Source organism: Burkholderia sp. AU16741, assembly GCF_002223345.1.
GTDB lineage: Bacteria > Pseudomonadota > Gammaproteobacteria > Burkholderiales > Burkholderiaceae > Burkholderia > Burkholderia sola.
Map to the genome: position 1 here is coordinate 250,594 of NZ_NKEZ01000004.1, position 15,287 is coordinate 265,880.

The 15,287-nt window shown below is 68.2% G+C and carries 9 protein-coding genes; 2 read left to right on the forward strand and 7 right to left on the reverse strand.

Going from position 1 to position 15,287, the window contains the following annotated elements; translation table 11 throughout:
• The 5 genes from CFB89_RS12610 to apbC form a co-directional block, all read right to left on the reverse strand.
• Entirely contained in the window at positions 1-819 is an 819-nt protein-coding gene (locus tag CFB89_RS12610) for a lysozyme inhibitor LprI family protein (RefSeq protein WP_089468179.1), read from the reverse strand.
• Positions 819-3,098 (reverse strand): arginine/lysine/ornithine decarboxylase, encoded by a 2,280-nt coding sequence (locus CFB89_RS12615; protein ID WP_006497175.1) that lies wholly within the window; start codon positions 3,096-3,098, stop codon positions 819-821. The genes CFB89_RS12610 and CFB89_RS12615 overlap by 1 nt, the downstream gene beginning before the upstream one ends.
• An 81-nt stretch (positions 3,099-3,179) precedes the next feature.
• Positions 3,180-3,749 (reverse strand): dCTP deaminase, encoded by a 570-nt coding sequence (gene dcd / locus CFB89_RS12620; protein WP_006398615.1) that lies wholly within the window; start codon positions 3,747-3,749, stop codon positions 3,180-3,182.
• A 112-nt stretch (positions 3,750-3,861) separates the two neighbouring features.
• Positions 3,862-4,398 carry a superoxide dismutase [Cu-Zn] gene (gene sodC / locus CFB89_RS12625; RefSeq protein ID WP_048989052.1) on the reverse strand — a complete coding sequence of 179 codons (537 nt, stop codon included), beginning with the start codon at positions 4,396-4,398 and terminating at the stop codon, positions 3,862-3,864.
• Between the two features lie 133 nt (positions 4,399-4,531).
• Positions 4,532-5,623 carry an iron-sulfur cluster carrier protein ApbC gene (gene apbC, locus CFB89_RS12630; RefSeq protein WP_089468180.1) on the reverse strand — a complete coding sequence of 364 codons (1,092 nt, stop codon included), beginning with the start codon at positions 5,621-5,623 and terminating at the stop codon, positions 4,532-4,534.
• A 353-nt stretch (positions 5,624-5,976) separates the two neighbouring features.
• Here apbC and CFB89_RS12635 point away from each other — a divergent pair, with 353 nt between their 5' ends.
• Positions 5,977-6,624: an OmpA family protein gene (locus tag CFB89_RS12635; RefSeq protein WP_089468181.1), complete on the forward strand. Its 648-nt coding sequence runs from the start codon at positions 5,977-5,979 to the stop codon at positions 6,622-6,624.
• A 380-nt stretch (positions 6,625-7,004) separates the two neighbouring features.
• The gene (gene metG, locus CFB89_RS12650; RefSeq protein WP_089468182.1) at positions 7,005-9,161 is read left to right on the forward strand and encodes a methionine--tRNA ligase; all 2,157 of its coding nucleotides are present in this window, start codon (positions 7,005-7,007) and stop codon (positions 9,159-9,161) included.
• A 94-nt stretch (positions 9,162-9,255) separates the two neighbouring features.
• On the opposite strand, the gene CFB89_RS12655 is transcribed toward metG, so the two are convergent.
• Together CFB89_RS12655 and CFB89_RS12660 are read right to left on the reverse strand one after the other, a co-directional pair.
• Complete coding sequence (locus CFB89_RS12655; protein WP_089468270.1) at positions 9,256-13,299, reverse strand: translocation/assembly module TamB domain-containing protein; 4,044 nt, start codon at positions 13,297-13,299, stop codon at positions 9,256-9,258.
• Positions 13,300-13,339: 40 nt separating this feature from the next.
• Positions 13,340-15,154: an autotransporter assembly complex family protein gene (locus CFB89_RS12660; protein WP_089468183.1), complete on the reverse strand. Its 1,815-nt coding sequence runs from the start codon at positions 15,152-15,154 to the stop codon at positions 13,340-13,342.
• Positions 15,155-15,287: the final 133 nt, after the last annotated feature.

A 15,287-nucleotide genomic window follows, 5' to 3' on the forward strand; every position in this document is an offset into this window, starting at 1 on the left:
CTACCGATTGCCGGCCGTCTCCGACAACCGCTTCATCGTCGCGATGCGCGCGCCGATCAGGTCGACGCGTCCGTCCTCGCCGACGAGCGGCGCGGTCGCATCGCGGAACGCCACCCATGCGCGCTGCGCGCGCACGAGCGTCGCCGCCGAATGCGCGGGCATCTTGCGGTGCAGCTTCCGGTAATAGCGGTTCAGGTCGAACACCGCGTGTTCGCACGCGGCGTCCTGCACGCACGGCCGCACGCGGCGGATCGCCGGATCGCGCGGCGCGTTCGCCGGCTTGGCGCCGGCCGGCGCCGCCGCACCCGCACCGCCCTGCGCACCGCTCGTCGCCGCGACCGGCACGGCGGCGGGCGGCGGCGCATAGCGATCGGCCGCCCCGCGCAGCGCGAGCGCGCGATCGCGCACCGGCTGCAGTTGCAGGTCGGCGCTCGACATCGCATACGCGCTGCCGCGCGTCGTGTCGTACACGGCCTTCAGCAGCAGCACTTCGTCCTTGCGCCACGTGAGCCAGCGGCGCTGGCTGTCCTGCCAGCCGCGCTTCGCGTCGGCAGGCGCATCCTTCAACAGGCGCTGGTACGCGCCGTCCATCACTGCCTGCCACTGCTGCTGCGCTTCGCCCATGCACTGGATCTGGCCGGCCGGCGACGACCGGTCGCGCCGCGCGAAGCATTGCCGCATCGCGACGTCGATCGGGTCGGCCGCCGCGACTTCCGCATGAGCAACGCCCGCGCCGGCGAGCCCCGCCAATCCTGCCGCCCAGACGACGAGCGCGGCCAGCGCCGCGCGCATCGTCCGGAATCGTCCGCGCGCCGCCATCAGTCGCGCACGCAGTCGACGAAGTACTCGACGCGGCCGTTCACCTCTTCCGCGACGAGGCCGTGGATGTCGGTGTGGAAGCCCGGGAAGCGCTCGTTGAAGTCGCGCGCGAACCGCAGGTAGTTCACGATCGTCTTGTTGAAGCGCTCGCCCGGGATCAGCAGCGGAATGCCCGGCGGGTACGGCGTCAGCAGGATGCTCGTCACGCGGCCTTCGAGCTCGTCGAGCGGCACGCGGTCGATCTTGCGGTGCGCGAGCTTCGCGAACGCGTCCGACGGCTTCATCGCCGGCTCCATGTCCGACAGGTACATCTCGGTCGTCAGGCGCGCGATGTCGTTCGCGCGGTACACGTCGTGGATCTGCGTGCACAGGTCGCGCAGGCCGACGCGCTCGTAGCGCGGATGCTGCGCGACGAATTCCGGCAGCACGCGCCACAGCGGCTGGTTGTTGTCGTAGTCGTCCTTGAACTGCTGCAGCTCGGTCACCATCGAGTTCCAGCGGCCCTTCGTGATGCCGATCGTGAACATGATGAAGAACGAATACAGGCCGGTCTTCTCGACGATGATCCCGTGCTCGGCCAAGTACTTCGTGACGATCGCGGCTGGAATGCCCGTCTCGCCGAACTCGCCGTCGACGTCGAGCCCCGGCGTGATGATCGTCGCCTTGATCGGGTCGAGCATGTTGAAGCCTTCCGCGAGCGGGCCGAAGCCGTGCCAGTGGTCGTTCGGCTTCAGCATCCAGTCCTCGCGCGAACCGATGCCTTCCTCGGACAGGTTGTCCGGGCCCCACACGCTGAAGAACCAGTCGTCGCCGTATTCGGCGTCGACCTTGCGCATCGCGCGGCGGAAGTCGATCGCCTCGGCGATCGATTCCTCGACGAGCGCGGTGCCGCCCGGCGGCTCCATCATCGCGGCCGCGACGTCGCACGACGCGATGATCGCGTACTGCGGGCTCGTCGACGTGTGCATCAGGTACGCCTCGTTGAAGCGGTGCTTGTCGAACGTGCGGTTCTCCGAATCCTGCACGACGATCTGCGACGCCTGCGAGATACCGGCGAGCAGCTTGTGCGTCGAGTGCGTCGCGAACACGAGCGCGCCCGTGCGCGGACGGCCGTCGCCGATCGCGTGCATGTCGCGGTAGAAATCGTGGAACGTCGCGTGCGGCAGCCATGCTTCGTCGAAGTGCAGCGTGTCGAGCAGGTCGCCGAGCAGGTCCTTGATCATCTCGACGTTGTAGACGACGCCGTCGTACGTGCTCTGCGTGATCGTCAGGATCCGCGGCTTCATGTCCGGGTTCTCGCGCAGCGCCTCGCGCGCGAACGGGTTCGCCTCGATCTTCTTGCGGATGTTCTCCGGCTTGAATTCGTCGCGCGGGATCGGCCCGATGATGCCGAAATGGTTGCGCGTCGGCGTGAGGAACACCGGAATCGCGCCCGTCATCGTGATCGCGTGCAGGATCGACTTGTGGCAGTTGCGGTCGACCAGCACGATGTCGCCGGGCGCGACCGTCGCGTGCCAGACGATCTTGTTCGACGTCGACGTGCCGTTGGTCACGAAGAACAGGTGGTCCGCGCTGAAGATGCGCGCCGCGTTGCGCTCGGACGCCGCGACCGGGCCGGTGTGGTCGAGCAACTGGCCGAGTTCGTCCACCGCGTTGCAGACGTCCGCGCGCAGCATGTTCTCGCCGAAGAACTGGTGGAACATCTGGCCGAGCGGGTTCTTCAGGAACGCGACGCCGCCCGAGTGACCCGGGCAGTGCCACGAATACGAGCCTTCGTCCGCGTACTTGACGAGCTCCTTGAAGAACGGCGGCGCGAGCGAATCGAGATAGACCTTCGCCTCGCGGATGATGTGGCGCGCGACGAACTCCGGCGTGTCCTCGAACATGTGGATGAAGCCGTGCAGTTCGCGCAGGATGTCGTTCGGCAGATGCCGCGACGTGCGCGTCTCGCCGTACAGGAAGATCGGGATGTCCGCGTTGCGGCGGCGCACTTCGGTGACGAACGCGCGCAGCTCGATGATCGCGGTCGCCAATTCGGGCAACTCGCCGTCCGGGCCGGTCTCGCCGAGCATGAGTTCGTCGTCGTCGATCGACAGGATGAAACACGACGCGCGGCTCGATTGCTGCGCGAACGACGTCAGATCGCCGTAGCTCGTGAGGCCGAGGACTTCGACGCCCTCCTTCTCGATCGCTTCGGCCAACGCCCGGATGCCGGAGCCCGAGATGTTCTCGGAGCGGAAATCTTCGTCGATGATGACGACGGGAAAACGAAACTTCATGGGCGATTCTCCAAAAAGAACGACCGCGGCGCGTCACGCGCAGCGGTCACCCGGAAACTGGTGAGACGTTATGCAACCAGATCAGGTTTTCGGCAGCGTGACACCGCGCTGACCCTGATACTTGCCGCCGCGATCGGCGTACGACACGTCGCACACCTCGTCGCTTTCGAAGAACAGCACCTGCGCGACGCCTTCGTTCGCGTAGATCTTCGCGGGCAACGGCGTGGTGTTCGAGAATTCCAGCGTGACGTAGCCTTCCCACTCGGGTTCGAACGGCGTCACATTGACGATGATCCCGCAGCGCGCGTAGGTCGACTTGCCGAGGCAGACCGTCAGCACGGTGCGCGGAATGCGGAAATATTCGACGGTGCGGGCCAGCGCGAACGAGTTCGGCGGGATGATGCACACGTCGCCCTTGAAATCGACAAACGAACCCTCGTCGAAGTTCTTCGGATCGACGATCGTCGAGTTGATGTTCGTGAAGATCTTGAATTCGTCCGCGCAGCGGATGTCGTAGCCGTAGCTCGACGTGCCGTAGCTGACGATCCGGCGGCCGTCCTCGGACGCGCGGACCTGATCGGGCACGAACGGCTCGATCATCTTGTGCTCTTCGGCCATGCGCCGAATCCATTTGTCGGACTTGATGCTCATATCAGGGCGCCTGGAAACGCTGCGTGACAATCTGAGAGGGCCGCTCGCGCGAGGCGGCGGCCGGGAAAGGCGCACATTTTACGCGATCATCGGCCCACGCACGCGGCAGCCGTCAACGGATCACGCCGCAGGCCAGCGCGGGCCCCGCGCCATGCTGCGCAAATGCCGGGTCGCTCGCGTCGCGGTGCACCAGCGCCGCGCGGTTCATCGCCGAGCGCACGCCGTCGAGGGCCAGATCGGGCGCGACGATGAAGCCGGCCGCGACGCCGTTCGCATCCGCGTGGATGTTGCCGAGATCGCCGGCGACGCGCGCGCCCGCGCGCAGCCGGTCGGCGGCCGGCGCGAATACTTGGCCGGCGCTCGAGCCGTCGCCCGCGTTGCAGTCGCCGCGCTCGTGCACCTGCAGCGCGTGATCGCTGTTCGGCGGCAGGCCAACCAGGTTGTAGGTGACCTGCACGCCGTCCGGGCGCTCGACGAACGTCACCGCACCGCGCGCCTGGGAGCCGACCGTCGGCTGCAGTTGCGCGTCGGCCCGTTTTTCGTGCGACGAGGAAAAGGAGGTACAGCCGGCCAGCAGGCCCAGCGCGGCGGCGGCCAGCAGCGCGCGCCGCGCGCGGCCGGCGCGCACGCCGTGATGTCGTTGTTTCATTCGATCCTCATGCCGGCTGGCCGCCGTTTGAGACGACGGCCGCGCCGGGCGGGTAAAGGGACCCGGGGAAAGTCGCCATGATACCGCGCCTCGCGGCGCCGCCAACAGCGTGAGGCCCCGCCCCGCAAGGGTTTTACGTATTTTGAACAACGATCGACGGGAACTTCGACGTCATGTCGCGCGATCGCTCGGCAATCGCCAGTGCGACGCCGCGCGCGATGTCGCGGTAACGACGCGCGAGCGCGCCTTCCGGATCGGCCGCGACCGTCGGCGTGCCGCTGTCGGCCCGCTCGCGGATCGCGATGTCGAGCGGCAGGCTGCCGAGCACGGTCACGTCGTAATCCTTCGCCATCCGCTCCGCCCCGCCGGCGCCGAAGATGTGCTCCTCGTGGCCGCAGTTCGAGCAGATGTGAATGCTCATGTTCTCGACGATGCCGAGGATCGGGATCCCGACCTTCTCGAACATCTTCAGCCCCTTCTTCGCGTCGAGCAGCGCGATGTCCTGCGGCGTCGTGACGATCACCGCACCGGTGACGGGCACGCGCTGCGCGAGCGTGAGCTGGATGTCGCCCGTGCCCGGCGGCATGTCGACGATCAGGTAGTCGAGCTCGCGCCAGTTGGTCTGGCGCAGCAGCTGCTCGAGCGCGGACGTCGCCATCGGGCCGCGCCACACCATCGGGTTGTCTTCCTCGATCAGGAAGCCGATCGAGTTCGCCTGCAGCCCGTGGCCGACGAGCGGGTTCATCGACTGGTTGTCCGGCGACTCGGGGCGCTGGCCGTGGATGCCGAGCATCGTCGGCAGCGACGGGCCGTAGATGTCGGCGTCGAGAATGCCGACCGACGCGCCTTCCGAAGCCAGCGCGAGCGCGAGGTTCACCGCCGTCGTGCTCTTGCCGACGCCGCCCTTGCCCGACGCGACCGCGACGATGTTCTTCACGTTCGGCAACAGTTTCACGCCGCGCTGCACCGTATGCGCGACGATCTCCTGCGACACGGCGACGCGCGCGTCGCGCACGCCCGGCACGGCCTGGAGCGCCGCGGCGACGCGCATGCGCACGCCGTCATGCTGGCTGCGCGCCGGATAACCGAGCACCACGTCGAGCGCCACGACGTCGCCTTCGATCGCGACGTTGCGCACGCCCTTGTTCGCCGCGTACGGGCGGCTGGTATTGGGGTCGACGACTGCCGCCAGCGCGGCGTCGACTTGGGCCCGGTCAATGCTCATCAAGACTCCGTGAAAACGTTTTTCTCGCGCGCAAAACGTCAAAAAATATCAAATTTCGCGGCGAAATTCGGGAAAAGTGAAAGAATCTGTTGCACGCCATTGCGCGAACGCGCGACCCGGCGCACTCTTCGCGTGCGGCATGCTATAGGGCCAAATCGGCCACTCACCGCCTATATTGTAGAGGCTGACGCGTCGCGCTGCCCGAACAGCCACGCTGACGGACAGGGCATGCGACCGCCTCGGTGGCTGCCGCGAGCGCAGGCCGGCCTTCCTTTTTCGGACGGCCCGCGCAGGGAGCCATGACTGTTGTTTGTCGTCGTTGTCGACTCGTTCAACCAAGAGAGGAATCCAAGATGAACATGAAAATCGCGACTCGCCTGTCCGCCTTCGCACTCGCCGGCGCACTGCTGGCAGGCTGCGCCACGCAGCAAGGCAACAATACGGCCGTCGGCACCGGCACGGGTGCGGCGCTGGGCGCGGGCATCGGCGCACTGGCCGGTGGCGGCAAGGGCGCGGCGATCGGCGCGGGCGTCGGCGCACTGGTCGGCGGCGTGACGGGTTACAACTGGCAAGCGATCAAGAACAAGCTCGCGCCGTCGGCCGCGCAGACGGGTACGCAAGTCACCGAGCAGCCGGACGGCTCGCTGAAGCTGAACGTGCCGAGCTCGGTCACGTTCGCGACGAACCAGTATGCGATCACGCCGGCGTTCACGCCGCTGCTGAACGACCTGGCGACGACGCTGAACCAGAACCCGCAAGTGACGGCGTCGATCGTCGGCTACACGGACAGCACGGGCTCGGCGCAGCTGAACCAGACGCTGTCGCAGAACCGCGCGCAAAGCGTCGTGAACGCGCTCGTGCAGCGCGGCGTGAACGGCGGCCGTCTGTCGGCGCAAGGCATGGGTCCGTCGAACCCGATCGCGGACAACGCGACCGAGGCCGGCCGCGCCCAGAACCGCCGCGTCGAGATCTACCTGCGCGCGCCGCAACAGCATCAATAAGCGCGACCACGAGAGGAAACGTGCGGGCGCCCTGCCCGCACAGCCCCGCCGCACAAGGCTTTCGGCGGGGCCGGTAACGAATCGAAAAAATTTTCGAACTTCTGTCGCAGGCCGTGGTCAGTATTTACGGTACGCGGCTGGTGTTGCCGGCGCGTCACCATTCTCCTCTTGTCGTTGTTGCTCCGGGGCCGTATCCGCCCCGGTTTTTTTTGCCCGCAGAATTCATGTTGCGTCGCAACATGTCGCCGCCGGGTACGCCGCGCGAGCGGCCTTGGTCGTTCCGGCGTCCGGCCCGCGGCGCTTGCCCGCCGCGCTGGCCCGCGCCCCCTGCTAGAATCGCGGTTTCCCGTCGTTTTTCCCGCTGTTCTTCTCCAGACCCTATGTCCGCATCCGACCTCACTTCCGTGCAGGCCGCGGCGCCGCAAGGCAGCCGCCAGATCCTCGTTACGTCCGCACTGCCCTATGCCAACGGGCAGATCCACATCGGCCACCTGGTCGAGTACATCCAGACCGACATCTGGGTGCGGACGCTGCGAATGCATGGCCATGAGGTCTACTACATCGGCGCCGACGATACGCACGGCACGCCGGTCATGCTGCGCGCGGAGAAGGAAGGCCTGACGCCGAAGCAGCTGATCGAGCGCGTGTGGACGGAGCACAAGCGCGACTTCGACAGCTTCGGCGTGTCGTTCGACAACTTCTACTCCACCGATTCGGACGAGAACCGCGTGCTGAGCGAGAAGATCTATCTCGCGCTGCAGGAAGCCGGCCTGATCGCCGAACGCGAAATCGAGCAGGCCTACGATCCGGTGAAGGAGATGTTCCTGCCGGACCGCTTCATCAAGGGCGAGTGCCCGAAGTGCCACGCGAAGGACCAGTACGGCGACAGCTGCGAAGTGTGCGGCTCGACGTACCTGCCGACCGAACTGCTGAACCCGTATTCGGTAGTGTCGGGCGCGACGCCGGTGCGCAAGACCTCGAAGCACTACTTCTTCCGCCTGTCCGACCCGCGCTGCGAATCGTTCCTGCGCGAATGGGTGAGCGGCCTCGCGCAGCCCGAAGCGACCAACAAGATGCGCGAATGGCTCGGCGACGCCGGCGAAGCCAAGCTCGCCGACTGGGACATCTCGCGCGACGCGCCGTATTTCGGTTTCGAGATCCCGGGCGCGCCCGGCAAGTATTTCTACGTGTGGCTCGACGCGCCGGTCGGCTACTACGCGAGCTTCAAGAACCTGTGCGACCGTAACGGCATCGATTTCGATGCGTGGATCCGCCCGGGCTCGAAGGCCGAGCAGTATCACTTCATCGGCAAGGACATCCTGTACTTCCACACGCTGTTCTGGCCCGCGATGCTCGAGTTCTCGGGCCATCGCACGCCGACCAACGTGTTCGCGCACGGCTTCCTGACGGTCGACGGCGCGAAGATGTCGAAGTCGCGCGGGACGTTCATCACCGCGCAGAGCTACATCGACACGGGCCTGAACCCCGAGTGGCTGCGCTACTACTTCGCGGCGAAGCTGAACGCGACGATGGAAGACATCGACCTGAACCTCGACGACTTCCAGGCGCGCGTGAACAGCGATCTCGTCGGCAAGTACGTGAACATCGCGAGCCGAGCGGCCGGCTTCCTGCTCAAGCGTTTCGACGGCCGCGTGCAGGACAGCGCGATGAATCATCCGCTCGTCGCGAAGCTGCGCGATGCGATTCCGCAGATCGCCGCGAGCTACGAAGCACGCGAATACGGCCGCGCGCTGCGCCACACGATGGAGCTCGCGGACGAAGTGAACGCGTACGTCGACGGCGCGAAGCCGTGGGATCTCGCGAAGGATCCGGCCAACGCGGTCGCGCTGCACGAAACCTGCAGCGTGAGCCTCGAGGCGTTCCGCCTGCTGTCGCTCGCGCTGAAGCCGGTGATGCCGCGCGTGGCCGTTGCGGTCGAGGCGTTCTTCGGGATCGCGCCGCTCGCGTGGGCCGATGCCGCGAAGCCGCTGTCGTCGGCGCAGCCGATCAAGGCGTACCAGCACCTGATGACGCGCGTCGATGCGAAGCAGCTCGAAGCGCTGCTCGCCGCGAACCGCGATTCGCTGCAGGCCGAAACGACGGGTGCGGCCGCCGCGAGCGCGAACGCCGCGAAGGATGCGAAGAACAACGCGAAGGCGAACGCGAAGCCGGCCGCCGCGAACGGCGCCGACGACGCACCGATCTCGATCGACGATTTCGCGAAGATCGACCTGCGCATCGCGAAGATCGTCGCATGCCAGGCCGTGGAAGGCTCGGACAAGCTGCTGCAGCTCACGCTCGACGTCGGCGAGGAAAAGACCCGCAACGTGTTCTCGGGCATCAAGTCCGCGTACCAGCCCGAGCAGCTCGTCGGCAAGCTGACGGTGATGGTCGCGAACCTCGCGCCGCGCAAGATGAAGTTCGGCCTGTCCGAAGGGATGGTGCTCGCCGCGTCGGCCACCGACGAGAAGGCGGAACCGGGCCTCTACATCCTCGAGCCGCACAGCGGCGCGAAGCCGGGCATGCGCGTGAAGTAAGCGGAACGCGCGGCTGCCTGCTGCGCAAAAAAGCCCCGCACGATTTGAATCGTGCGGGGCTTTTTTATCGCTGCCCGGTACGCCGCGCCGTTCGTCACCGCTGCCCGAACCACCGGTCGAAGCGCCGCGTGTAGTTCAGGTCGACACCCTGGAACGTGCCGCCGTACGCGGACACCGACCAGAAGCGCGTCAGGTTGATCGTCGCCTTGAACGCGTTGCTCGCCGATTGCAACCCCTGCTCGAAGCCAAGCACGAACCGCTCGTTGATCGCCTTCGACACCAGCACGACCTGCGGATCGGTCAGGCCGACCTCGCTGCGGCCGACCGACACCTCGTCGAGGCCGAAGGTCTGCGCGACGCGCTTGCCGGTCACGCTGCCGAGCAGGCCGAGCGCCGCCGTCATCGCGCCCTGCTGACCGACGTTGTTGCCCTGGTCGGTGCCGTGCCCGAACAGCAGCCACGACAGCTTTTCGTTGTCCGTCACGTTCGGCTCCGACACGAGCTTGACCGTCGGCGACTGGATCGTGCCCGTCACCTGCACGCCGGCCTCGACCTCCTGGTTGCGCCGCATCGCGAGGATGTTGACGCCCGGGTTCGACACCGGGCCGTTGAACGTGAAGAAACCGTTCTCGATCGCGAGCTTGCGGCCGAACGTCGTGTACGTCGAGCCCTCGGTCACGCGCACGTTGCCGACCGCGCGTAGCGGCACGCCCGGCGCGCTCATCACGGTGATCGTGCCGCGCAGCCCGAGATCCGCGCCGTGGCCCTTGAAGCGGAAGTTGTTGCCGAGCCCGACGTCGATGTTCGCGCGCGGCGCCAGCGACGGCGCCGGCTTGTTTTCGACCGGCTTCGGCTTCGCGGCCGCGGTGCCGGTGGGCGTCTCGCCGCGCACCGTGCCGTCCGGCTGCACGATCACGACGTCGTCCGACAGGTGCGGCGCCGATTGCTCCGGCAGGTCGAATAGCGCGCGATCGACGACGAACTTGCCGTCGATCGCCAGCGCGCCGCGCGGCCCGTCGTTCGCGACGGTGGCCTTGCCCGACAGCGACAGCTTGCGGTCCGGCGCCGCGAACAGTTCGAGCTTGTCCGCGACGATGCTGGCGGTCAGGTCCGGCGCCTCGCCGTCAAGGCGCACGCGGCCGAGCGCGCGCAGCGTGCCGTCGCCGCCGTGGAACTCGACCTGCTGGAATTCGACGAGGTTGTCCGACAGCTTCACGCGCACGATGCCGTCCTTCAACTGCACGCCCTGGTCGATCAGCGTCGCGGACAGCTCGTCGCCCGTCAGCGTCCCCGACAGGTTCGGTTTTACCGGCGTGCCGGACACCGTCAGCTTCAGCGCCGCGCGCCCGCCGAGCAGGTAGCTCGGCCCGAGCAGGTTGCCGGTGGTCTTCAGCGCGGGGATGTCGGCGTCGATGCGGCCCGACAACGGGCCGTCGTCGACGATGCCGAACACGCCGTCGCGCAGCGCGAACGGCACCGTGACGTTCGCGTCGAGCGTGCCGATCCGGCTCGCCTTCGCGAGCGCGGTCACGTTGAGCCGGTTGCCGGGCGCGAAGCTCGCGCGGGCGGACAGGTCGGTCAGGCCGAGCGACGCGATGCCGCGCCCGGTCTCGATCGTCACGTCGCCGCCGCGGCGCTTCACCTGCACGTAGCCCGTCGCGTTCGCGCCGAGCGAGAAATCCCAGTCGGCATCGAGCACGACGTCGGTCCGCACCGGCGGCCGCTGGCCGGTCAGCGCCTGGCGCACCTCGAGGAAACGCGCGACCGATGCGCCGGTCACCGAACCGGCCGAGCGCATCTGGCCGCGATCGAACACGAACGATTTCAGGTCGATCGCCGCGCCTTCGAGCGTGAGCCGTGTCGCGCCGAGCGTCACGCGACCGGCGCCCGCCGATATCGTCAGCGGCGCCTGCAGCGCGAGCGCCGGCGTGCCGCGATTCGCGAGCCGCGTGACGGTGCCGTCCCAGCGCATGCCGTCGCGGCTCTCGACCACGCCGCCGTTCGCCGCCAGCGTGAGGTCGATCACGCGGCCGCCGGCCACCCCGAGCGCCGAGGCGTCGAGCGTGTGCTTCGCACGCGTGCCGTCGAGGTTCGCGCGCAACGACTTCAGCTTGAACGAACCGAGCGCGATGTCGGACGCGTCGGCCGTGAACACGAGCGCGCCGTGCGCGCCGTCGCGGATGTCCGCGCGGCCCTGGGCGGTGCCGATTCGGTTCGACCCGACGACGACGTGCTCGGCCTTGTAGGTGGCCGTCACGTTCGGATGCGCGAAGCTGCCGGTCAGGTCGCCCTGCGCCTGCACGAGCCCTTCGACGCCGAAGCCGAGCCGGTCGAGTTGCGGCGCGTCGACGACGAAGCGCAGCCGGTCGCCGGGCGCGCCGAAGCTGCCGCGCAGGTCGACGTGGTTGCCGGCGATCGACAGGTTCGCGTTGCTCGGCAGGATTCGCGAGCCGGCGATCTGCACGACGCCGGCGCCGGTCAGCGGCACGCCGTCGTACAGGCTGTCGGCGAGCTTGAAGGTCGCCTTCGTCGACACCTGCGGCGCGAACGCGCCCGACGCGGTCAGCGTGCCGGACACGCGCGTCTCGCCGTGCCTGGCCGGCGCCTTGGCCGCTTTCGCGGGCGCCTTGCCGCCGCCTGCCTTAGGCGTGCTCATCGCGGCGAGCAGCAGCGGATCGAACGCGGTGAGCGTCGCCTTCGCGTCATAGGTCGAATGCGCGTCGTGGCGGAACACGCCCGTCAGGTCGATGCGCCCCTTGGCCGCAGTCACGCGCGTGTCGGTCAGCACGGTCTGTTGCTTCGTCAGCGCGACCTTGGCGCGCGCGCCCAGCGCGAGCTTCGGGTCGTTCAGGTTGAAATCGACGGTCGTCACGTCGCCCGCGAGCGTCACGCCGAGCGGGCCGCCGAGGCGCATCGGCCGCAACTCGGCGACGAACGCGTTCAGGTCGAGGTTCGCGACCTTCAGGTCGAAGCGGCCCTTGCCGCCCGCGAGCGTGCCGCCGCCCGTCACGCTGCCGTCGCGAATCAGCTTCAGCGCGAGATCGTCGATGCGCTGCGCGTGCGCGTCGAGATGCACGGTCGCGTGTGCGTCGATCAACGGCAGCAGATGGTCGCCGAGCGTGCCCGGCTTCGCGTTGACGATCGACACCGGGCCCGTCACCGCGAACCCCTTCGCGGGTGCCGAGCCGGCCGGCGCGCTCACCGGTGCGAGTTCCGCGCGCACCGCGAGATCGGCCGCGGGCGCGCCGGGCGACAGCGCCTGCGGGTTCACGTGGTCGAACGCGAGCGACGCACGCGTGAGCGGCACCGTGCCGAACGGCGCGGCCTCGACGTGCGCGCGCCCGTTCAGCTTCATCCCGCTCGCGGAGACGTCGGCGACGAGCGCTTCGAGCGACCCCGACACGTTCGCGCTCGCGTTGACCGGTTCATCGGCGAGTTTGCCCACGTAGGTCGCATTGCCCGTCAGCGCGAACGGCTTCACGCCGTCGAGCTTCGCGCGCGCGGTCAGCGCGCCGTACGGCGTATCGACGCCCTCGAGCACGAGTTCATGATGGCGGCCGTCGCTGCGGCCGTTCAGCGCGAGATGGTCGAGCTGCGTCGTCGACGTGCCTTCGTGAATGGCGAGGCGATCGACGCGCAGGTCGTCGATCCGCACCTGCAGCGGCAGGCTCAGGTCCTGCGGCGTCTTACTCGGCGTGGACGGCCCGGGCACGATCCGCACGTCGATCGTGCCGGCGCGCAGATAGGCGACGGACAGCCGCCACGGCGCGCGCGTCAGGGCCCAGCGACCGTCGAGCCGGTCGATGCGGACCTCGGTGCCGGTGCCGTCGGGGCTGGTCCACGCGAATCCGCGCAAGCGCACGCCGGTCGCGAGCGAGCCGCCTTCGAGCGTGCCCGCGAGCCGCGTGCCGAGCACCTTGCCGGCCACTTGCCACGCGAGCCGCGTGCCGCACTCGGTCGTCACCGCGCCCAGCACGAGCCCCGCCGCCAGCACGACGAGCAGCACGACCGTCGCGAGCGTCCACGCGACGGCGCGCCACGCGCGGCCGCGGCGCGGCGCGCGCGGCGGCGTACCGGGCGCGCCGTCGGGCGTATCCGGATCGTGAGGCGGCGGCGTGTCGTTCGGGTCCTTCGTCATGCGGTTCGTCGTGCGGGTCGTCGTCAATAGGGCGGCAGGTTCAGAAAGCGATGCCGAGCGTCAGGTACGGGCGCACGCTGTGGTTGCGCAGCCCGTACGCAACGTCGACGTTGATCGGGCCGACCGGGCTGCGCCAGCGCGCACCGACGCCCACGCCCGGGTAGAACACGCGTTCGCCCCACGCGTCGGTCGCGGTGCCGATGTCGAAGAACGTCGCGGCGCCCCAGTCGCGGTTGAACCAGTGCTGGTATTCGGCCGTCCCCGTCATCAGGTACTTGGTCGGCAACACGGAGCCGTCGACGCTGTTGCCGATGCTCTGGTAGCCGTAACCGCGCACCGAGTTCGAGCCGCCGGCGCGGAACAGCAGCGACGCCGGCACGCCGGTCGAGCTGCCGCTCGTGAACACGCCGCCGAGCTCCGCGCGAAACACGAACAGGTCGCGCTTGCCGATCGGCACGTACTGCTGCCCGCGCGCGTAGCCGCGGATGAAGGTTTCGTCGGCCAGCACGTGCTTGACCGCGAAGCCGGCCTCCGCGTGAATCAGGTTGCCCGAGCGCGGGAACAGCGGATCGTCGACGTTGCGGCGGGTCCACGCCCATTGCGGCACCAGCGCGCGGCTCGTGGTCGGCCCCGCACCGTTCTGGTCGAGCCGGTCCTGGTAGTACATCAACGAATACGAATAGTCGATGAACTGGCCGGTGCGCGTGCGCTGCACGCCGACCCGCGCGCTGTAGATGCGCGTATCCGACACGTTGGTGTTCGTGTACGACGCGAGCACGCTGTTGGTCCAGCCCTTCTCGCCCGGCGGCATCGACAGCTGGACCTGCCCGTACTGCTGGATCTGATCGACCCGGCCCGACACGGTCAGCGGCCACGCGGCGCCGAACGTGTTGAGATACGTATAGGAACCCTGCACGTGCGGCCCGGTGTCGGTCGCGAAGCCGACGCCGCCGCGGATGTTGTTGTACGGGAACTCGCTGACCTTCACGTGCACGGGCGTGAGCTCGGGCTTCGACGTATCGTCGCCGACGTCGATCGCGACGCTCGCGTAGTACGGCGTGTTCTGCAGCTGCCGCTGCAATTCGGTGATCCGCCGCACGTCGTAGATTTCACCCTCCGACAGCGGATTGACGTTCGTGACGATCTTTTCCGGATAACGGCGCACGCCGTTGACGTCGACCTTGCCGATCGTAAACGTCGGGCCGCTGTCGAACGCGACCGCGAGCGTCGCGCGCTGCGTGCGCGGATCGATACGCGCCTCGGACGACGCGATCTTCGCGCCGAGATAGCGGCGCGACTGCAGTTGCCGGAGCGCCGCGCCCTTCGCGTCGTCCCAGTCGGACTGCGTGAACGGGTCGCCCGGCTTCATCGAGAACGCGAACCGGGTGGCCGACTCCTGCTTCGGATCCTCGGTTTCGACGGGCCCCTTGAACGTCAGGTCGACCGTCGACACGATGGTCTGCTTGCCCGGATCGACCGCGATGCGCACGTCGCGCTTGCCGTCGCGGGTGCGCACGTCGGTGCGCACGACCGGCGAGAAATAGCCGGCCGTCGCGGCCAGGTCGCGCACCTGCTGCTGCGTGGCGGTCACGAGGAAGTCGAACTGGTCGTCGCTGATGTCGTCGCGCTTCGCGAAGCGGGCGATATCGAGATGCGCCTTCAGGAGCTTGCGGATCGAGCGCGGCGCGTCGATGTCGACGTCGTACTTCGCATGGGCCGGCAGCGCGAAGCATGCGGCCAGGCAACCCGCGAGGGCCGCCCGCGCGACGCGGGCCGCGGCGTCGGCGCGATCGCGTGCCGCGCGCCGGCCCGCGTGATGCGCCGTGTGTGCTTGCTGGTTCGACTGCCCCGCCAAATATGACCTCGCCGTCCTGGAGTGTTACGGTTTCGTGGAAAACCCTGTATTTGACCACAGGGCGCCGACGTCGCAGCCAAACGATTGTGAAAGAGTGCCAAGGCCCCGGCAGCGCCGCCGCACGATGCCCGCC